We start from the raw sequence: 19,284 nt of genomic DNA, 5'->3' as shown, positions 1-19,284 counted from the left end.
ATCGCGGGGGTCCTGTAGGCGGAGCGTCGTCGACCCCTTACGCTCGTCTCACCCATGCGCGAGACCTCCCGAACCCCGCGATCCTTCGCCCTGTCCGCAGCGACCCTCGCGCTCACCGCCGCCGCCCTCGCGGGCTGCGCGAGCGCGGCTCCGGTCTCCGAGCCGATCGCCCAGGCGGCGGGCGCCGTACCCTCGACGCAGTACTCCGACATCCCCGTCACCGCCGATCTCGTCTACGACGAGTCGACCGGCCAGGCCGTCGACGTCTGCTCGCCCGTCGACGCCGTCGACTCCGCTCCGCTGCCCGCGGTGCTGGTCGTGCACGGCGGCAGCTGGGCCCGCGGCGACAAGGCCGACGCGAACTGGCGGCCGCTGTGCCAGTGGCTCGCCTCCGAGGGCTTCGTCGCCGTCTCGGTGAACTACCGGCTCGCTCCGGCCGCGGTCTTCCCCGCGCAGATCGACGACGTCTCGGCCGCGCTCGACTGGCTCCTCGCCCCCGAGCAGACCGAGCGGCTGGGCATCGATCCGGAGCGGGTCGCCGCGTTCGGCGGATCGGCCGGCGGCAACCTCGCCTCGCTGCTGGGCACGGACGACGACACCTCCTCGGAGCTCGCCGCGGTCGTCGACCTGAGCGGCCCCTCCGACCTGACCGCCGCGGGCCTCGCCGACGACGACCCGGTCGTGGGCGTCGCCGCCGCCGTCCGCACCTACCTCGACTGCCCCGACCTCGCCGCGTGCCCCGCGGCCGAGGAGGCGTCGCCGATCTCGCACGTCGACGGCAGCGAGCCCCCGTTCCTGATCGCCCACTCGGCCGACGAGCGGGTGTCGCTCTCGCAGTCCTCATCTTTCGCCGCCGCCCTGAAGGAGGCCGGCGCCCCGGTCGAGCTCCTCGTCGTCCCGGGCGCGCTGCACTCCATCGCCCTGCTCGACGACGGACTGCGCTCGACGATCGTCGACTTCCTGCACGCGCACCTCGACGCTCCGGCCGTGCAGACCCTCTCCCTCGAGCCGGCGGGAGCAGCGGAGCCGACCTCGTGAGCGCCGCGGAGGCCGTGAGCGTGCGACTCGAGCGCACCGGCTCCCCCGAGGTCGACGCGCTGCTGGACCTCGCAGGAGCGCCCTCCGCACTCGACCGCGAGCACGCGCGTCTGTTCGTCGCGCGGGGCGGAGCGGACGGCGCCGCCCTCGGGCTCGTCGCGCTGGCCCCCGGCCCCGACGACTTCGCCGAGCTCGTGCGCCTGGTCGTCCTGCCCGCGGCGCGGCGGCAGGGGGTGGCCCGCCGCCTGGTCCTCGCGGCCGAGTCGTGGGCGCGGGTCCAGCGGATCCGGACGCTGCGGTTCCGCTCCGACGCGGCGGATCCGGCGACCGCCGCCGGAGCCCGGGCGCTCGGCTTCACGGAGGTCGACGGCTTCGGCGCGCACGTCGGGGACGACTCCGCGCTGTGCTTCGCGAAGTCGGTCTGAGCGGGTCACACCCCCAGAGCCCGGAGCCCCGCCGCCGTTCCCGCCGCCACGACGACCACGACCACCAGCGGCGCCTTCAGGAGTGCCGCCCCGGCGCCCGCCGCGACTCCCGCGGCCCGCGACACGGGAGCCGGCTCCGCCCCCTCCGTCAGCGCCGACACCAGGGCGACCGCGATCAGCAGGACGACGGTGCCCCGCTCGACGAGTCGCTCCGCCTCGTCGCCGAGCGGCATCCGGTCGCGCAGCAGCACCCCGCCCGCCCGCAGCGCGAAGCTGCCGACCGCGAGCACGACGATGCCGAGGGTCACGGCGGCGGTGCTCACGAGCGTTCCCGCCCTGCCATGGCCGCGACGCCCGCGAGGGCGAGCACCGGAGCGAGCCCGAGCGGCACGACCGGCACTGACGCGAGCGCGACCGCTCCGCCGAGCAGCGTCGCGGCGAGCGTCCCGGCGCCTCGGAGGCCCGGGAGCGCGAGCGCGAGCAGCACGGCGGGGAACACGGCGTCCAGGCCCAGCACCGACGGGTCGGCGATCACCGCGCCGAGGAGCGCCCCGGCGAGAGCGCCCAGGGGCCAGGCGGTCAGCACGACCGCGCCCGCCGCCCAGAACAGCGCTCGGCGGCGCTCCGGGGTCCGGCCCGAGAGCGCGAAGGCGACGGTCTCGTCGTTCGCGAGATGCGCGGCCAGGAGCCGGCGTCGCCCGGAGCGCACGACGCCGCCCGCGGCCATGCCGTAGGGCAGCGCCCGCGCGTTGACGAGCAGCGCTGCGAGCGCGGCGGCCAGCGGGGCGCCTCCGGCCGCGACGACACCCACGAAGAGGATCTCGGCCGAGGCCCCGAAGACCGAGACGGCGAGCAGCAGGATCTGCCAGAGCGGGAATCCGGCGCCTGTCGCCCCGAGCCCGTACGAGACTCCGATCACCGCGACCGACGCCCCGATCAGCCCGAGGGAGCGCCCGTCGGCGGCACCGACCGTTCGGAGGATCGAACGAAGGGACGTCATAATGGTCACGCGGGATAGTGTGCAGGCCCGCGACGCGTTCGTCAAGCCGAACGCTCGACCGTTAGGACAAACATGGCCGACGCGCCCACCCCTCGCGACCTCGTCGCCTCCTCGCTCCGACGCGAGCGCGCCCGACTCGGGCTCAGCATCTCCGAGATCGCGCGCCGCGCGGGCATCGCCAAGTCGACGCTCTCGCAGCTCGAGGCGGGCGAGGGCAACCCCAACCTCGAGACCCTCTGGGCCCTCGGCGGAGCGCTCGGAGTGCCGTTCTCGCACCTCGTCGAGCCGCCGCGCCGCACGGTGCAGCTGATCCGCGCGGGCGAGGGGCCGCGGGTGGCGTCGGCGACCGCCGACTACGCCGCGACCCTCCTCAGCGCCTGCCCGCCCGGTGCGCGCCGCGACCTCTACGTGCTCGCCGCCGAGCCCGGCACGCCCCGCGACTCCGCCCCGCACGCCCGCGGCACGGTCGAGCACCTCGTGCTCACGGCCGGCCGCGCACTCGCCGGACCGGCCGATGCCCCTGTCGAGCTCTCCGTCGGCGACTACCTGTCGTACCCGGGCGACGAGCCGCACGTGTTCGACGCGCTCGAGGCGGGGACGACCGCGGTGCTCGTCAGCGAGCACGTCTGAGCCGAGCACGTCTGAGCCCAGCACGTCCGAGCCCAGGAGTGCCGGCTCGGCGGGCGGCGCCGCGTCAGTCGAACGAGCAGGCCGGATCCTCCGACAGCGCCCGCTCGATGCGCGCGCGGTGCTCCTCGGACATCGGGGGCAGAGCGTCGAGCGCGAACCAGGCGACCTCGGTCGACTCCTCGTCGGCCACGTGCGCCTCCCCCGAGACGTAGCGGGCGCGGACGACGTGGTCGAGGTACTGCGCGCGGTCCCCGTTCGGGTAGGTCATCGGCGGCAGGGTGTGCACCCACACGAGCCGCTCGACCTCGATCTCGACCCCCGTCTCCTCCCGCGCCTCGCGCCGTGCGGTGCCGGCGACCGTCTCGCCCGGATCGATGACCCCCGTCACCGCGGTCCACGCGCCGGTGTCGGAGCGGCGCACGAGCAGCACCCGGCGCTCCGGCTCGAGCACGTCGAGACCGCCCCGCAGGATCACCGCGGTCACACCGGTCAGCCAGAGCAGCTCCGTGCCGACCCGCTCGCGCAGGCTCAGGATGAAGTCCGGGGTCGCCATCAGCCCGCGAGAGCCCCGGCGTCGAAAGGCTCGGGTCGGAAGTCGAACGCCACGACCCCGGCGGTGTCCAGCACCGGGCCGACGAAACCCTTGAACGCGTCGTGCGCCGGATCGAAGAGACCCGGTCCGTCGACGGCGGGCCGGCCGAGGTAGTAGTTGAGGTCGCCCTCGGAGGAGAAGGTCAGCAGGAACGCGCGGTCGAAGCCCTCGCCCGCGCCCTCGGTGCTGAGCTGCGGCCCGGTCTCGATCGAGACGATGTACGGCTCCCCGTCGCGCACGCACTCGTCGGCGAGCGCCAGGAAGCGCGCGGTCACCGCGTCGACCTCGGCGACCAGCGCGGTCGGGCGGAAGCGGAAGAGCACGATGTGGCGGAGGACCCCGGGGCGGTAGCCGCGCGAGACGAAGGTCTCGGGGCTCACCTCGGCGAGCGCCGCAGCGGCCCGCTCGGGGCCGCTGCGCCACCGCGAGCCGATGGTCTGCGCCTCGTCCGGAGGAGTGGAGCTCTGATCGACCGTCATGCCGACGCCTTCCCGGCGCGGGCGGCACGCCGCCGCTCACGATACCCCTCGACCAGGTTGTAGATGACCGGCAGCACGACCAGCGTCAGCACGGTCGAGGACACCAGTCCGCCGATCACGACGATGGCCAGCGGCTGCGAGATGAACCCGCCGTGGCCGGTGATCCCGAGCGCCATCGGCAGCAGCGCGAAGATCGTCGCGAGGGCCGTCATCAGGATCGGGCGCAGCCGCCGCTCCGTGCCGTGCAGCAGCGCCTCGCGCACCGGCATGCCGCGCTCGCGGTACTGGTTCACGAGGTCGACGAGAACGATCGCGTTCGTCACCACGATGCCGATCAGCATCAGCACGCCGATGAGGGAGGGGACGCCCAGCGGGACGCCCGTGACCACCTGGAGCAGGATCGCTCCGGTCGCCGCGAACGGCACCGAGACGAGCAGCAGGAGGGGCTGCAGCAGGGAGCGGAACGTCGCGACCATCACCACGTAGACGATGAGGATCGCCACGAGCAGCGCGATGCCCAGCTGCGAGAACGCGTCGGTCTGGTCGGCCGTCACTCCGCCGAGCTCGGCCGAGACGCCCGCGGGGAGGTCGGTGCCGTCGATCGCGCTCTGCACGGCGACGTTCGCCGAGGCGAGGTCGTCGCCCTCCGGCGTGACGGTGATCGTGGCCGTGCGCTGACCGCGCTCGGTGGTGATGCTCGCCGGACCGTTCGTCTGCTCGACCGCGGCGAGGGTCGACAGGGCGACCGGGCCGGTGAGCGTCGGGATCTCGAGCGCCGAGAGCTCGTCGATGGTCGCCGGCGGCTGCGCGTCGGCGAGGTAGATCGAGAGCGTGCGGTCCTCGATCACGACGGTGCCCGCCTGCGAGGGCTGCAGCGCCTGGCTGACGATCGTGCCGACCGCCACCTCGCTGAGACCCGCCTGCGCCGCGGCAGCCCGGTCGACCCGGACGGCGATGTAGGGCAGGGAGGAGGAGAGGTTCGACTCGGCCTGGCTGATCCCGTCGGTGCCGCGCAGCGCCTCGAGCAGCGCGTCGTTCGCGCTCTGCAGGTCGGACTGCGAGGCCGTGGTCAGGTCGACCTCGATGTCCGAGGACGCGCCGAAGCCGGACGCGGCCGAGACGCTGATGTCGTCGGGGTCGGCGACCTCGCCCAGCGCGTCGCGGACCTCGGACTGCACGACCTCCTGGTCGGCCGACTCGTCGGTGGTGACGGAGTAGCTGATGCTGCTCCCGCCTCCGCCGCCGAACGCGCTCTGCAGCCCGCCGCCCGAGGACCCGATCGAGAGCTGCACGGTCTCGACACCGTCGACGTCGAGGATCGCGGTGCTGGACGCCTGCGCGGTGACGTCCTGCGCGTCCAGGCTCTGCCCGACCGGAACGGTCTGCGTGACCGTGAAGGTGTTCTGCCCGCTGGCCCCCAGGAAGTTGGTCTTCATCAGCGGGTAGAGCGCGCCGGTGCCGACCAGGACCAGCAGCGAGAGCAGCACCGTGACGACGGAGTGCTTGAGCGTCCACGCGATGATCGGACCGTAGGCGCGCTGGAGCGCGGAGGCCGGGCGCGGGGCGGCGTGAGCGGAGCGGTGGCCGTGCGGGGGCGACTCCGGCAGCGGTTCCCGCGCAGGCGCAGGTGCGACGGGGATCTCCCCCGCCGCCGTGCGCTCCTCGTCGAGCGCCGCGCGCGCGGCCTCGCGGATGCCCGGGCGCTTCGAGGGGCGCAGGAACCAGTAGGCGAGCACCGGGACGATCGTGAGCGCCACCACCAGCGAGGCGAGCAGCGCGATGGTCACGGTCAGCGCGAACGGACGGAAGAGCTCGCCGGTCGTGCCGCCGACGAACGAGATCGGCAGGAACACCGCGACGGTCGTGATGGTCGAGGCGGTGATCGCTCCGGCGACCTCGCGGACGGCGCGCGCGATGGTGCCCGCGCGCTCCTCCCCCGCGTCGAGATGCCGCTTGATGTTCTCGATCACGACGATGGAGTCGTCGACGACGCGGCCGATCGCGATGGTCAGTGCGCCGAGGGTGAGGATGTTGAGCGTGTACCCGGCGGTCTGCAGGCCGATGAAGGTGATCAGCACCGACGTCGGGATCGAGATGGCCGTCACCAGCGTCGAGCGCACCGAGAGCAGGAACACCAGGATCACGAGCACCGCGAAGACGAGGCCCAGCGCCCCCTCCTGCGCGAGCGCCGCGATCGACTCCTGGATGTAGGGGGCCTGGTCGAAGACCGAGGTGAAGGTCGCACCGTCGCCGAGCGAGGCCTCGAGGTCGGGCAGCAGCGCGGTGACGCCGGTCGAGACGTCGACCGTGTTGGCGGCCGGCAGCTTCGTGATCGAGAGGGTCAGCGCGGGCTGGCCGTTGACGCGCGAGATCGAGGTGACGGGCGCCTCCGTCACGGCGACGGCGGCCACGGAGCCGATGGTCGGCAGCGCTGCGGTCGGAGCGGCGGGGAACGCGCCCGCGGACGCGCCGACGGAGGACGGCAGCAGCGGCAGCGCCGCGATGTCGTCGGTCGAGCCGAGCTTCTGACCGGACTGCACCGAGAAGGTCGAACCGTCCTGGGTGACCTCGCCGCCGGCGACGAGCACGCCGTTCTGCTGCAGCGCGGTGCGGATGTCGTTCGCCGTGACTCCGGCAGCGGCGAGCTGCGCGTCGTCGGGAGTGATCGTCACGCGCTGCGCGGTCTCGCCGACGAGGGCGACCTCGCGGACGCCGTCGACCTCCTCGAGGTCCGGGATCACGCTCTCGCGCAGGTCGCTCGCGAGCGCCTCGGCGTCGCCGTCGCTCGAGACGGCGAGCTGGAGGACCGGCAGATCGTCGAAGGATCCGGTGACGACCTGCGGATCGACGCCCTCGGGCAGCGTGCTGCGGATGCGGTTGACCGCCTGCAGGATCTTCTGCTCGGCGGTGGCGAGATCGGTGCCGTAGGTGAAGGACGCCGAGATCAGGGACGAGTTCGTCGAGGACGTCGCGCTGGTCGTCTCGAGCCCCGGCACACCCTGGATCGCGGTCTCGATCGGGGTCGACACGTCGTCGTTGACCACCTCGGGCGCCGCGCCCGGGTAGCTGGACACGACCGCGAGTTGCGGGAACGAGATCGACGGCGCCAGCTCCTGCTTCAGACCGGTGAGCGCGACACCTCCGAACACGGCGACGACGACGGTGACGAGGGCGATGAGCGCCCGGTTCTTCATGCTGAGGACCGCGAGGAGATGCACCTCACGAGTCTTTCATCAGCCGACTGAGTACTCGTCGATCCTCAGGATGATGCGGGTGTGCTCTCAGCGTCGGGAGGTCAGACGACGTCCGCGAGGTACCCCGTCTCGGCCACCGGGTGCCGGGCCACCTGCGCCCACGCCGCGGCGAGCGCCTCGACCGCGCGGTCCGTCGTCTCGGGCGAGTAGCCGATCGGGATGCGGAGGAAGCGCTCGAACGCGCCGTCGATCCCGAAGCGGGGGCCGGCGGTGATCAGCAGGCCGAAGGTGCGGGCGGCGAGCGCCAGCTGCGAGCTCGCCGGACGGCCCAGGCCCACCCAGGTCGACAGGCCGCCCGAGACGCGCGGGACGCTCCACTCCGGGATCGCGCGGGCGAGCGCCGCCTCGAGGTGGTCGCGACCGGCGCGCAGCTGCTCGCGGCGCAGCTCGAACACCCCCTCCATCCGCCCGAGCATGTCGGTGACGAGCAGCTGCTCGAGGATCGGGCTGCCGAGATCACCGGCCGAGCGGGCCGCGACGAGCTTGCGGATCGTGCCGCGATCGGCGCGAATCCAGCCGATGCGGATCCCGCCCCACAGCGTCTTGCCGACGGACCCGATCGAGATGACCGTGCCCTCCGGGCCGTACGCGGCGAACGGGAGCGGCGACATCCGCCGGTCGATGTCGAGCTCGGCGGTGGTCTCGTCGGCGATGATCACCGTGCCCTGGCGCGCGGCCGCGGCGATGGCGCGCTCGCGCAGCTCCGGAGCCATCGAGCGGCCGGTCGGGTTGTGGAAGTCGGGCATCAGGTAGGCCAGCGTCGGGCTGGTGCCGCGGAGCGCGGCGATCAGGCCCTCGTCGTCCCAGCCGTCGGCTCCGTCGACGTTGACCGGCACGAGCCGGGCGCCGGCGAGCCGGAGCGCCTCGTAGGCGTGCGGGTACGTCGGCGCCTCGATCAGGGCGCGGTCGCCGCGCGAGAGGAGGGTGCGCGCGACGAGGGCGATCGCGTGCTGGGCGCCGATGGTCACCATGATCTGACCGGGCTCGGTGCGCAGGCCGCGCTTCGTGTATCGCTCGGCGATCGCGCGGCGCAGCATCGGCAGGCCGACGGTGTCGTAGGAGCCGTCGTCGAAGTGCTCGGGCACTCTCTGCGCCGCCCGCGCGTAGGCCTCCCCCAGCTCGGGCACGGCGGGCAGCGCCGCCTTGGTGAAGTCGAGGAAGTCGGGCGCCAGGGTCGGCACGGCGTGCACCGCGGCACCCGGGAGGCGCGTCACGCTGCCGGAGCCGCGGACGCTCACGAGGTAGCCGCTCTCGCGCAGCTCGCGGTAGGCGGCCGCGACGGTGGTGCGGCTGACGCCCAGCCGGGCCGAGAGCTCGCGCTCGGCGGGCAGACGGCTGTCGGCCGGGATGCGGCCGTCGATGACGAGCAGGCGGACGCGGTCGGCGAGCGCCAGGTACGCGGGGCGGGTGCCGCGCTGCTCGCGCCAGTCGCCGAGGAGGGTCTGCAGGGCGCGCACGCCGAAGTGGACATCAGCCATGCGTCCAAGGTAGTGGGATTGGACCGCGCGCGGAAGGCCAATCCTGCGCTGTGATGTCCCCTGTGACCGCTTCGCCCGCCTCCCGCCCCCTCACCGCCCCGGCGCCCCTCGACGCTCCCGTTCCGCTCGGACAGTGGCGGATCCGAGCCGTTCCCCGGCTGATGGTCGGGCTCGTCCTCTACGGCGTCGCCGACGCGATGATGATCCGGGCGGCGCTCGGAGTGGATCCGTGGACCGTCTTCGCGCAGGGCCTCTCGCTCCGCACCGGACTGGGAATCGGACTGCTCACGAACATCATCGGCCTGCTCGTGCTGCTGCTGTGGATCCCCCTCCGGCAGCGGCCGGGACTGGGCACCGTGCTGAACGTGCTGACCGTGGGGCCCGCGATCGAGCTCGGGATGTGGCTGATCCCGACGCCCTCGACGCTCTGGGGGCAGATCCTGCTCTTCTCCGCGGGTCTCGTGCTGCTCGCGGTCGCGAGCGGCGTCTACATCGGGGCGCACCTCGGGCCCGGCCCGCGCGACGGACTGATGACGGGGCTGCACCGCCGCACCGGCCTGCCCATCTGGGTCGGCCGCTCGGGCGTCGAGGCCACCGTGCTGCTGATCGGCTGGGCGCTGGGCGGGAACGTCGGCGTCGGCACCCTCGCGTTCGCGGTGCTCATCGGCCCGCTGTGCACGGTGACGCTGCCGCTGCTGGGCGTGGGGCGGCGGCGATGAGAGCACCGTGCTGACGCAGAACCGCCCCGCTCGAGGAACCCAGGGGGGTCGGTTCCTCGAACGGGGCGGTCGTCGTGGGGGCGGGAGCGGCGCCTAGCGCTTGCCGGCGAGTTCCGCGCGGTCGGCGGCGCTGATCGACGCGATGCCCTCGGTGATCGAGGTGCCCGACGCGGCCGGGGCGTCGTGGTCGTCGGCGCCGAGCGAGGCCTCGTCGAACGGGGCGCGGCCGGCGAGGACCTCGCGGACCTGCGTTGTGTCGACCTGCTTGGTCCAGGTGCCGACGAGGAGGGTGGCGACCGCGTTGCCGGTGAAGTTGGTGACCGCGCGGGCCTCCGACATGAACCGGTCGATGCCGACGATGACGCCGACGCCGTCGACCAGGTCGGGGCGGAAGGACTGCAGGCCGCCGGCGAGGGTGGCGAGTCCGGCGCCGGTGACGCCCGCCGCTCCCTTCGAGGCGATCATCATGAAGAGGAGGAGCCCGATCTGCTCCGAGATCGACATCGGCGAGCCGGTGGCCGAGGCGATGAAGAGCGACGCCATGGTCAGGTAGATCGCGGTGCCGTCGAGGTTGAAGGAGTAGCCGGTCGGGACGGTGATGCCGACGACGGGCTTGGAGACGCCCAGGTGCTCCATCTTGGCGATCAGGCGGGGCAGAGCGGCCTCGGAGGAGGAGGTGCCGACGATCAGGAGGTACTCGCGGCCGAGGTACTTCATCAGCGAGAAGATGTTGACGCCGGTGACGATGCGCAGCAGGAGCCCGAGGATGACGACCACGAAGATGGCGCAGGTGATGTAGAAGCCGATCATCAGGGTGGCGAGGGCGACGACCGCGCCCCAGCCGGTCTTGCCGACGACCGCGGCGATCGCGCCGAAGGCGCCGATGGGGGCGACCCAGAGGACCATCGAGAGGATGCGGAAGACGAGCACCTGGAGCTGCTTGATCGCTCCGAGGATCGGCTGGCCCTTGGCGCCCATCTTCTGCAGCGCGAAGCCGACGAGGAGGGCGACGAAGAGGGTCTGCAGGATGCTGCCGTCGACCAGCGACGAGAACAGCGACACGGGGATGATGCCGAGGACGAACTCCGCGGTGGTCTCGGCCTTCAGGTCGGTCGTGTCGTACGTGGCGCCCGAGATGTCGAGCCCCTCGCCCGGGTGCAGGATGTTGCCGACGACCAGGCCGATGGCCAGCGCGAACGTCGACATGACGATGAAGTAGCCCAGGGCCAGTCCGCCGACCTTGCCGACCGTGGCGGCCTTGGCGATCGAGCCGATGCCGATCACGATCGTGCAGAAGATGATCGGCGCGATCATCATCTTGATGAGGCCCACGAAGGCCTTGCCGACGGGCTCGAGGGTCGCGGCGAACGCGGGGGCCACGAGGCCGACGATCACGCCGGCGACGACCGCGATGATGACCGCGATGTACAGCCAGTGGTTGCGGTCGATCCGCTTGCGGGTCTTCGCGGGGGTGACCGAGGGGCTGAGCCTGTCGGTGCCGTTCCGGTCGGAGGGGCGTCCGGGCGTCTTCGCCATGAGCGTGTCCTGTCTCTTCGTCGAGGGAGGGTGTTCGCGGGGTGCTGGTGCGACTGGTCGTCGTGCCGGTGAGGTGCGGGGCCGGAGCGGTGAGCGCTCCGGAACGTTCCGATGGTGGCCCCGCCGACGTCCGGGGGCGCGGTTGCGTTCATACTGTTCACGCGGAACGGCCGGAGCCCGGTCCGCCCACCGCGAGAGGTGACGAGGAGGTCGCGATGCCCCGAGTGCGCGCCCCGCGTGCGCGACGCGACCGCGGCCCGCGCGGCAGCATCGCCGCGCGGCTCTTCGCGGTGCAGCTGCTCTGCATCCTCCTCATCGCCGCCGCCGCGGTCGCCGTGCTCGCCGTCGACGCCCGCGGGCGCGCCGGTGACGACGCCGCCGCGCGCAGCCTCGTCGTCGCCCGCACCGTCGCCGACAACCCGTTCGTCGTCGAGTCGACGCAGGAGGCGGATCCGTCGCGCCCGCTGCAGCCGTACGCCGAGGCGATCATGGCCGACACGGGCGTCGACTTCCTCACGATCATGAATCCGGACCGCACCCGGTACACCCACCGCGACCGCGAGCGGATCGGCGAGGCCTTCATCGGGACCATCGCCCCGGCGCTCGAGGGCCGCACGTTCACCGAGACCTACACGGGCACGCTCGGGCCGTCGGTGCGCGCGGTCGCGCCCATCCTCGACGGGAGCGGCGAGATCGTCGCGCTGGTCTCGGCCGGAGTGACGCTGCAGGCGGTCGACGCGTCCTTCGGCGCCCGGGTGCAGGTCGTCGCGTGGGGCGCGCTCGGCGCGGTCCTGCTCGGTGGGCTCGGCTCCTGGCTCCTCGCCCGCTATCTGCGGCGGGTGACCGGCGGGCGCGGTCCGGAGCAGATGAGCCAGGTGTTCGCCTACTACGAGTCGGTGCTCCACTCGGTGCGCGAGGGGCTGCTGCTGGTGGACGACCGAGGGCGCCTCGTGCTCGCGAACGACCACGCGCTCGAGCTCCTGGGCCTCGAGGGCGTCCGCACCCCGGTGCCGATCGCCGACCTCGACATCCCCGAGGCGCTGCGCGAGCTGCTCCGCTCGGACGAGCCGGTCACCGACCGCCTCGTCGTCGCCCGCGAGCGGATCCTCGTGGTCACGGAGCAGCCGGCCGCCTCGCCGGGAGCGCGTCCGCTGGGCACGGTCACCACGCTGCGCGACCGCACCGAGCTGCAGCGGATGACGGGCGAGCTGGAGTCGATGCGCACCCTCTCGGACGCCCTGCGCTCGCAGACCCACGAGTTCTCGAACCGCCTGCACACCATCGCCTCGTTGATCGAGCTGGGTCGGCCCGAGCAGGCGCTGTCGTTCGCGGCCGGCGAGCTGACGCTCAGCCAGCGGCTCGCCGACCGGCTGATCACCTCGGTGCAGGAGCCGGTGATCGCCGCCCTGCTGCTGGGCAAGACGGCGCAGGCGCGCGAGCGCGGCGTCGAGCTGCACCTCGAGACGCACCTGGAGCCGGGCACGCAGGGCTTCGAGCCCGGCGACCTGGTGACGCTGCTGGGCAACCTGATCGACAACGCGCTCGACGCGGCCGCGGCTCCCGACGGCGCCGACGAACCGTGGGTCGAGGTCTACCTCGGCCACGCGGAGGGCGCGGGCGGCGAGCAGGAGCTGGTGATCCAGGTGTCCGACAGCGGCCCCGGAGTGGAGGAGACGGCGGACGTGTTCGCGCGCGGCTACTCGACGAAGGAGCAGGACGCGTTCGGCCGCGGCATCGGACTCGCGCTGGTGCAGCAGGTGGTGCAGCGCCTCGGCGGCACGATCGAGGTGTCGCGGCACGTCGGCGCGGTGTTCACCGTCCAGCTGCCACTGCCGGCGCGCGCCGGTCTGCCCGCGGAGGCGACGCGATGACCCCGATCCGCGTGCTCGTCGTCGAGGACGAGCCGCTCACCGCGAGCGCCCACGCCGACTACGTCCGCCGCGTCGACGGGTTCGAGGTGGCGGCGGTCGCCGGCACCGGAGCCGAGGCGATCCGCGCGCTGCGGGCCGACTCCGGCATCGCGCTGATCCTGCTCGACATGAACCTGCCGGACATGGGCGGGCTCGATCTCTGCCGGGCCGTCCGCGCGGCCGGGCTCGACGTCGACGTGATCGCGATCACGGCGGTGCGCGACGCGGCCGTGGTGCGCGCCTCCGTCGCCGCGGGCATCGTGCAGTACCTGATCAAGCCGTTCGTCTTCAGCACGTTCGCCGCGAAGCTCGCCAGCTACCGCTCCTACCGCGGGCGACTGCACGGCTCGGCCGTCGCGAGCCAGCACGAGGTCGACGGCGCGTTCGCGGCGCTGCGGACCTCGAACGCACCGGGTCTGGCGAAGGGCCTGTCGGCTCAGACGCTCGAGTCCGTCACCGCGCTGCTCGGCGAGGTCGGGCTGTCGGCCGCCGAGCTCGCGACCCGCCTCGACGTCTCGCGGGTCACGGCTCGGCGCTACCTCGAGCACCTGGCCGACACCGGAGTCGCGGAGCGCGCTCCCCGCTACGGCTCGCCCGGGCGGCCGGAGCTGGAGTACCGGCGGCGCTGAGGCCAGGTGAACTAGGCGGCGTGCTCGCGCAGCGACGCGGCGATCTCCTCCTCGATCAGGTCGTAGTTGATCGCGGCGCCCACCCGCAGACCGTCGGCGGCCGCCGCCATCACCTGCGACATCGGCTCCACCAGCGAGCCGGCGGCGAAGACGCGGGAGACTCCGGTGCGCCCCATCGGGTCGGCCGAGAGGTGGCGCGCGACGCCGGAGGGGTGGTCGACGAGCTCGAGACCGAGTCCGGCGGGCAGGCGCGCCGAGACGTCGGGGGCGACGACGAGCGCGTCGAGCGGGAGGAGCGTCCCGTCGATCACGACGCCGACCAGGCGGTCGTCCTCCACGCGGACCTCCTCGACCGCGCCCCCGACGAGCGCGATGCCGCGGGCGGCGAGTCCGCGCGCCTCCTCCCCCGTCGGCGCCTCGACGCCGTTCAGCAGGATCGAGACGTGCGGGCTCAGCTGGCGGAACATCTGCGCCTGGTGCGGCGCGAATCCACTGCCGAGCACGGCGATCCTCCGCCCGCGCACCTCGAAGCCGTGGCAGTACGGGCAGTGCAGCACGTCGCGGCCCCAGCGCGGCGCGAGGCCGGGGATCGCGGGGAGCCGGTCGGCGACTCCGGTCGCGAGCAGCAGCCGCCGGGCGTGCAGCACGGTGCCGTCGGCGAGGGTCGCCGAGACGGCCTCGCCGGTGCTGGATGCGCTGACGACCCGCCCGGTGACGACCCGGGCGCCGTAGCCCTCGGCCTCGAGGCGGGCCAGGCGGACGAGCTCGGTCGGCGCGGTGCCGTCGCGGGTGAGGACGTTGTGCGCGCCGGGCGCCGGGGCGTTGCGCGGAGGGCCGCCGTCGACGACGAGGACGTCGCGGAGGCTGCGGCCGAGGGCGGTGGCGGCGGCGAGGCCGGCGAAGGAGGCGCCGAGGATCAGGACGTCGGCGGGGGCGGGGGTGCGTGTCATGGATCGAGAGTGCGCCGCCCGGGAGCCGGTGTCGCGAATCCGTGCTGTTCCGGCACGACGGCGCGGTTCTTCTGCCAGTCTCGGAGCATGCCCGACGACTCCCGACCCTCCGACGACGAGGTGCTGGCCGCCGTCGGACCGCGACTGCGCCGACTCCGCCTGCGCCGCGACCGGACCCTCGCCTCGCTCTCGGCCGAGACCGGGATCTCGGCGAGCACCCTCTCGCGGCTCGAGAGCGGGGGCCGGCGTGCGACGCTCGAGCTGCTGCTGCCGATCGCCCGCGCACTCGGCGCTCCGCTGGACGAGCTGGTCGGCGCGGCGCCCGAGGACCCGCGCGTGCACGGGCGCCCGATGCGGCGGAACGGGATGCTCATCCAGCCGCTCACCCGCGACTCCGGCGGACTGCAGGCGTTCAAGCACACGATCCCGGGCGGGCCCCTGGCACCGCCCGTCGACGATCTCGAGCAGCGCACCCACGAGGGCTTCGAGTGGCTCTACGTGCTCAGCGGACGGCTGCGGCTGCGACTCGGCGAGCACGACCTGGTGCTGCCCGCCGGCGAGGCGGCCGAGTTCGACACCCGGGTGCCGCACTGGTTCGGCCGGGCCGACGAGAAGCCGGTCGAGTTCCTGTCGCTGTTCGGGCGCCAGGGCGAGCGGATGCACGTGCGCGCCTCCACTCGGCGCTGAGCGCCGCTCACTGCGTCGCGAGCACCTCGCGGACGAAGCCGGCGGACTTCGCGCGCAGCGTCTCGACCCGCTCGGCCTTCGCCTGCTCGACGTCGAAGCCGACGTAGGCGATCGGGGGCCGCGCCCGCACGTTCGCCGAGCACTGGAAATCGGCGCAGACGAGCGTGCCGAGCGAGTCGCCCGAGCGCCCGGCCGCGCCGGCCTTGCGCGCACCGAAGAAGACGACGTCGTTGGGGAGGCGCGTGTCGCGGCACCACGAGCACTGCGCCCGCGAGCGGGGCAGCGCGTCGGCCTGCCGCAGCAGGACCCCGACGGCCCGGCCGTCGATCGGCACCACCACGTAGGCGCGGCGCCCGATCTTCTTGTCGCGCCAGCCGAGGAGGTCGATCGAGTCCCAGTCGAGGGAGTCGAAGCCGACCGGCAGCGAGACGTCGGCGACCTCCTTGCGGGAGGCGTTCACGAAGGAGGCGCGCACCGCGTCCTCGGTCAGAGGGAGCATCCCAGCACCCTAACCCGAGGGCCGGCCGGAGTGGGGGGCATGACCGTGGTGCGCGACGGCCTCCGCCGCCTACTCCGCGGTCGTGAGCCGCTCGAGGTAGCCGGCGAACGCGAGCAGGTCCTCCTCGGGCCAGGTGCGCAGGGCCCGGTGCATCCGCTGGCGCTGCTCGCCGCCGAGGTGCGCCATGCGCTCGCGGCCCAGGGCCGTCAGCGCGAGGAAGCGGGCGCGCCCGTCGTCGGGGTCCACGGTCATCTCGACCATGTCCAGCTCGGCGAGCTGGCGCACCTGTCGGCTGATGGCGCTCCGGTCGACGCCCAGCCGCTCGGCGGCGACGCTCGCGTGGACCGGGCCGCAGCGCTCCAGCATCCGCAGCAGCCGCAGGCCGAACGGAGGGAGCGACGGGTCGATCGCGGCGGCGGCGTCGCGCACGGCGCTGCGCACCTGCACGGCGAGCGCCGTGATCTGCTCCTCGACCTCGGCGAGCGCGCGCGGGGACGCCGCGCCGGGAACGGATCCCGGCGCGGCGTCGAGGACTCCCGAGGGAGTCATCAGCGGCGCTCGACCACGTCGATCGAGCCGGTCGGCCTCGCCTGGCCCACGGGACGCAGGCCCGCCTGGCCGTCGGCCGTCGCGATGAGCGCGTCCTCCGCGTCCTCGACCACGCGGGTCGAGCCGGCGGCGGGGGCACCGGGCTCCGACTTCAGCTGGATCGCGTTCTTGGTGCCGAGATCGACGTTCGGGAGCAGGATCACGGCGATCAGGGTGATGATCGCGAGCGGGATGCTGAAGAGGAACACGTCGCCGACGCCGATGCCGTAGGCGCTCTCGACGACGATGCGGAGCGGCTCGGGCAGGGTGGCGACCTGCGGGATCGTGCCGCTGCCCAGCGTCTGGGCGGCGAGCGCCTGATCGGCGGGCTCGAGGCCGGCCACGCCGCTGCCGATGCGGTCGGCGATCACGGTGCCGAGGATCGAGCCGAGGACCGAGACGCCGATCGTGCCGCCGAGGCTGCGGAAGAACGTGACCGCGCTGGTGGCGACTCCGAGGTTCTTCACCTCGATCGAGTTCTGCACGACGAGGACGAGGTTCTGCATGAGCATGCCCAGGCCGGCGCCGAGGACGGCCATGTAGATCCCGACGAGCACCAGGTTCGTGTCGTAGCGCAGCGTGCTCAGGAGGTAGGTGCCGACGACCGCGAGGACGCCGCCCGAGACCATGATCGCCTTCCACTTGCCGGTGCGCGAGATGATGCCGCCGAAGATCGTCGAGGCGATCAGCAGGCCCGCCATCATCGGGATGGTGAGCAGACCCGACTGCGTCGGCGTCGCTCCGCGCGAGAGCTGCATGTACTGCGCGAGGAACACCGCGGTGCCGAACATCGAGACGCCGACCGAGACGCTCGCGACGACCGCGAGGCTGAAGGTGCGGTTCCTGAACATCCCCATCGGGATGATCGGCTCGTCGACCGTGAGCTCGACGATCACCGCGGCCACCAGCAGCACCACGGCGCCGCCGACCATGAGCGCGGTCTCCCACGAGGCCCACTCGAAGTTCTTGCCGGCGAGCGAGACCCAGATCAGGAGGAGGGACACGCCCGCGGCGATCAGGACCGCGCCGAAGTAGTCGATCTTCACCGTGCGCTTGGGGTGCGCGGGGAGGCGGAGGGTCACCTGGAGCAGCACGATCGCGACGATGGCGACGGGCAGCGCGATGAAGAAGTTCCAGCGCCAGCCGAACGCGTCGGTGACGACGCCGCCCAGGAGGGGGCCGCCGACGGTGCCGACGGCCATCACTCCGCCGAAGAGGCCGGCGTACTTGCCGCGCTCCCGGGGGCTGATGATGTCGGCCATGATGATCTGGCTCAGCGCCGCGAGACCGCCGGCGCCGAGGCCCTGGAAGACGCGGAACACGATCAGCATGTTCGTGTCCTGCGAGAAGCCCGCGGCCGCGGATCCGAGGACGAAGACCGCGAGGGCGAGCTGGATCAGCAGCTTGCGGTTGAAGAGGTCGGCGAACTTGCCCCAGAGCGGGGTCGAGACGGTGGTCGCCAGGAGGGTCGCGGTGACGACCCAGGTGTAGGCGTTCTGGTCGCCCTTCAGGTCCGAGATGATCAGCGGCAGCGAGGTCGAGACGACCGTGCCGGCGAGGATCGAGACGAACATGCCCAGCAGCAGGCCGCTGAGCGACTCCAGCACCTGACGGTGCGACATGGCCCCGTCGGGGCCTGCGGGGGTGTGGTGGTCCGGGGCGGAGGCCTCCGGAACGGTGCGCTGTGCGCGGGACATACGGCTCCTCGAGTGTGATCTGTGGTTCTAGTTGACCGGGGTCAACTATTGACCAAGAGCAACTATATAGCCGGGCGTGGGTTTTCGCCAGAGGGGCCGACGAACCGGTCGGAGGGGTCGCGAACGGAGGCGGGCGCGCCCCCGACCGCGACGGCAGCCGCTCAGCGCGACGAGCGGACGGAGCCCCGCCGGCGCAGGAGCACCACGCTCACGACCACCGCCGCGACGAGCACCGCGAGCACGGCCATCCCCGCGGGAGACCCGGCCGCCGCGCCGATCACGGCCCAGAGCACGGCGAAGCCGACCGTGGCGTAGATCAGCGCCCAGGCGGCGCAGCCCGGGATCATCGCGAGGAGGTAGACGAGCCAGCGCATCCGCGCCGCACCCGCCGCGGCGTTGACCACCGTCTGGAATCCGACCGTCAGGAAGCTCACCGTGACGGCGGGCGCTCCGTACCGGGCGAGCACCGCGGAGGCGCGCCGCATCGCCGGGGACTCCAGCCACCGGCCCCACCGGCGGGAGGCGACTCCCGCCGCGATCGCGCGCGCCAGCCAGTAGGTGGCCTGCGCACGGAGGAAGACGATGGCGAAGAGGGCCGCCAGCAGCTCCACGAACCCCAGCTCGTCGAGGAGAGCGGGCACGGGGTCCTCCTTCTGCTCGAGCGGGGGTGCGAAGGCAAGGCTACCCTTCCCCGGAGCGCCCGCTCCGTCCTCCCGCCCTAGGCTCGACGCATGGACAACATCGACCGGAAGATCCTCGATCTGCTGCGCCAGAACGCCCGGGCGGGGTACGGCGACATCGGAGGGGTGGTCGGGCTGTCCGCCTCCGCCGTGAAGCGCCGCGTCGACCGCCTCGTGGCCGACGGCGTGATCCGCGGCTTCACCATCAAGGTCGATCCCGCGGTCGACGGCATGGCGACGGAGGCGTACGTCGAGCTGTTCTGCCGCGGCACCGTCGCCCCCGACGAGCTGCGCCGGATCCTCTCGGCGGTGCCCGAGGTCGTCGACGCCGGCACCGTCACCGGCTCCGCGGACGCCATCGTGCACATCCGCTCGCGCGACATCCCGAGCCTCGAGCTCGCCCTCGAGAAGGTGCGGATCGCGCCGAACGTCGACCACACGCGCTCGGCGATCGTGCTGTCGCGGCTGATCCAGCGCGGCGAGGCGTAGCGGC

20 protein-coding genes are annotated in these 19,284 nt (G+C 73.2%); 8 read left to right on the top strand and 12 right to left on the bottom strand.

Annotation, left to right across the window (positions count from 1 at the left end):
* Positions 1 to 54 precede the first annotated feature (54 nt).
* A complete protein-coding gene (locus ASF48_RS03795) occupies positions 55 to 1,038 on the top strand; it encodes an alpha/beta hydrolase (RefSeq protein WP_055786641.1) in 984 nt (327 codons plus the stop codon).
* Entirely contained in the window at positions 1,035 to 1,463 is a 429-nt protein-coding gene (locus tag ASF48_RS19255; RefSeq protein ID WP_055786637.1) for a GNAT family N-acetyltransferase, read from the top strand. Before ASF48_RS03795 ends, ASF48_RS19255 begins: the two co-directional genes overlap by 4 nt.
* A gap of 5 nt (positions 1,464 to 1,468) precedes the next feature.
* On the opposite strand, the gene ASF48_RS03785 is transcribed toward ASF48_RS19255, so the two are convergent.
* Both ASF48_RS03785 and ASF48_RS03780 read right to left on the bottom strand, forming a co-directional pair.
* Complete coding sequence (locus ASF48_RS03785; protein WP_055786633.1) at positions 1,469 to 1,786, bottom strand: AzlD domain-containing protein; 318 nt, start codon at positions 1,784 to 1,786, stop codon at positions 1,469 to 1,471.
* On the bottom strand, positions 1,783 to 2,463 hold the full coding sequence (locus ASF48_RS03780; RefSeq protein WP_055786630.1) for an AzlC family ABC transporter permease: 681 nt from the start codon (positions 2,461 to 2,463) through the stop codon (positions 1,783 to 1,785). Before ASF48_RS03780 ends, ASF48_RS03785 begins: the two co-directional genes overlap by 4 nt.
* Before the next feature lie 72 nt (positions 2,464 to 2,535).
* On the opposite strand from ASF48_RS03780, the gene ASF48_RS03775 reads away from it, so the two are divergent.
* The gene (locus ASF48_RS03775) at positions 2,536 to 3,093 is read left to right on the top strand and encodes a helix-turn-helix domain-containing protein (protein WP_055786627.1); all 558 of its coding nucleotides are present in this window, start codon (positions 2,536 to 2,538) and stop codon (positions 3,091 to 3,093) included.
* 64 nt (positions 3,094 to 3,157) lie between these two features.
* Here the strand turns inward: ASF48_RS03775 and ASF48_RS03770 are convergent, their stop codons facing one another.
* The 4 genes from ASF48_RS03770 to yczR all read right to left on the bottom strand — a co-directional run bounded on the left by ASF48_RS03770 (position 3,158) and on the right by yczR (position 8,896).
* Complete coding sequence (locus ASF48_RS03770) at positions 3,158 to 3,646, bottom strand: NUDIX hydrolase (protein ID WP_055786624.1); 489 nt, start codon at positions 3,644 to 3,646, stop codon at positions 3,158 to 3,160.
* Entirely contained in the window at positions 3,646 to 4,164 is a 519-nt protein-coding gene (locus tag ASF48_RS03765; protein WP_055786620.1) for a Dabb family protein, read from the bottom strand. The genes ASF48_RS03770 and ASF48_RS03765 overlap by 1 nt, the downstream gene beginning before the upstream one ends.
* A complete protein-coding gene (locus ASF48_RS03760) occupies positions 4,161 to 7,382 on the bottom strand; it encodes an efflux RND transporter permease subunit (RefSeq protein ID WP_055786617.1) in 3,222 nt (1,073 codons plus the stop codon). Before ASF48_RS03760 ends, ASF48_RS03765 begins: the two co-directional genes overlap by 4 nt.
* Positions 7,383 to 7,459: 77 nt before the next feature.
* The gene (yczR, locus tag ASF48_RS03755) at positions 7,460 to 8,896 is read right to left on the bottom strand and encodes a MocR-like transcription factor YczR (RefSeq protein WP_055786612.1); all 1,437 of its coding nucleotides are present in this window, start codon (positions 8,894 to 8,896) and stop codon (positions 7,460 to 7,462) included.
* 53 nt (positions 8,897 to 8,949) lie between these two features.
* Between yczR and yczE the strand changes: the two genes are divergently transcribed.
* Positions 8,950 to 9,615: a membrane protein YczE gene (yczE, locus tag ASF48_RS03750; protein WP_442965558.1), complete on the top strand. Its 666-nt coding sequence runs from the start codon at positions 8,950 to 8,952 to the stop codon at positions 9,613 to 9,615.
* Positions 9,616 to 9,708: 93 nt separating this feature from the next.
* On the opposite strand, the gene ASF48_RS03745 is transcribed toward yczE, so the two are convergent.
* A complete protein-coding gene (locus ASF48_RS03745) occupies positions 9,709 to 11,151 on the bottom strand; it encodes a cation:dicarboxylate symporter family transporter (protein WP_055786604.1) in 1,443 nt (480 codons plus the stop codon).
* Positions 11,152 to 11,366: 215 nt separating this feature from the next.
* Between ASF48_RS03745 and ASF48_RS03740 the strand changes: the two genes are divergently transcribed.
* Positions 11,367 to 13,022 (top strand): sensor histidine kinase, encoded by a 1,656-nt coding sequence (locus ASF48_RS03740; RefSeq protein ID WP_055786599.1) that lies wholly within the window; start codon positions 11,367 to 11,369, stop codon positions 13,020 to 13,022.
* Entirely contained in the window at positions 13,019 to 13,690 is a 672-nt protein-coding gene (locus ASF48_RS03735) for a response regulator (protein WP_055786596.1), read from the top strand. Before ASF48_RS03740 ends, ASF48_RS03735 begins: the two co-directional genes overlap by 4 nt.
* Before the next feature lie 11 nt (positions 13,691 to 13,701).
* Here the strand turns inward: ASF48_RS03735 and ASF48_RS03730 are convergent, their stop codons facing one another.
* Positions 13,702 to 14,640: an NAD(P)/FAD-dependent oxidoreductase gene (locus tag ASF48_RS03730; RefSeq protein WP_055786590.1), complete on the bottom strand. Its 939-nt coding sequence runs from the start codon at positions 14,638 to 14,640 to the stop codon at positions 13,702 to 13,704.
* Positions 14,641 to 14,727: 87 nt separating this feature from the next.
* On the opposite strand from ASF48_RS03730, the gene ASF48_RS03725 reads away from it, so the two are divergent.
* Entirely contained in the window at positions 14,728 to 15,327 is a 600-nt protein-coding gene (locus tag ASF48_RS03725) for a helix-turn-helix domain-containing protein (protein WP_055786587.1), read from the top strand.
* Positions 15,328 to 15,334: 7 nt separating this feature from the next.
* Here the strand turns inward: ASF48_RS03725 and ASF48_RS03720 are convergent, their stop codons facing one another.
* The 4 genes from ASF48_RS03720 to ASF48_RS03705 form a co-directional block, all read right to left on the bottom strand.
* Entirely contained in the window at positions 15,335 to 15,826 is a 492-nt protein-coding gene (locus ASF48_RS03720) for an FBP domain-containing protein (RefSeq protein WP_055786584.1), read from the bottom strand.
* Positions 15,827 to 15,895: 69 nt separating this feature from the next.
* Positions 15,896 to 16,375 carry a MarR family winged helix-turn-helix transcriptional regulator gene (locus ASF48_RS03715; protein WP_055786580.1) on the bottom strand — a complete coding sequence of 160 codons (480 nt, stop codon included), beginning with the start codon at positions 16,373 to 16,375 and terminating at the stop codon, positions 15,896 to 15,898.
* Positions 16,375 to 18,036 carry an MDR family MFS transporter gene (locus tag ASF48_RS03710; RefSeq protein ID WP_055786576.1) on the bottom strand — a complete coding sequence of 554 codons (1,662 nt, stop codon included), beginning with the start codon at positions 18,034 to 18,036 and terminating at the stop codon, positions 16,375 to 16,377. The genes ASF48_RS03715 and ASF48_RS03710 overlap by 1 nt, the downstream gene beginning before the upstream one ends.
* Before the next feature lie 236 nt (positions 18,037 to 18,272).
* Positions 18,273 to 18,752, bottom strand: a complete 480-nt coding sequence (locus ASF48_RS03705; protein WP_055786573.1) for a DedA family protein — start codon at positions 18,750 to 18,752, stop codon at positions 18,273 to 18,275.
* A 90-nt stretch (positions 18,753 to 18,842) separates the two neighbouring features.
* Between ASF48_RS03705 and ASF48_RS03700 the strand changes: the two genes are divergently transcribed.
* Positions 18,843 to 19,280: an Lrp/AsnC family transcriptional regulator gene (locus tag ASF48_RS03700; protein WP_055786568.1), complete on the top strand. Its 438-nt coding sequence runs from the start codon at positions 18,843 to 18,845 to the stop codon at positions 19,278 to 19,280.
* The last annotated feature ends 4 nt before the right edge of the window (positions 19,281 to 19,284 follow it).

This window comes from Rathayibacter sp. Leaf299 (genome assembly GCF_001423055.1).
GTDB lineage: Bacteria > Actinomycetota > Actinomycetes > Actinomycetales > Microbacteriaceae > Rathayibacter > Rathayibacter caricis.
This window is presented reverse-complemented; position numbering and strand designations above follow the sequence as displayed.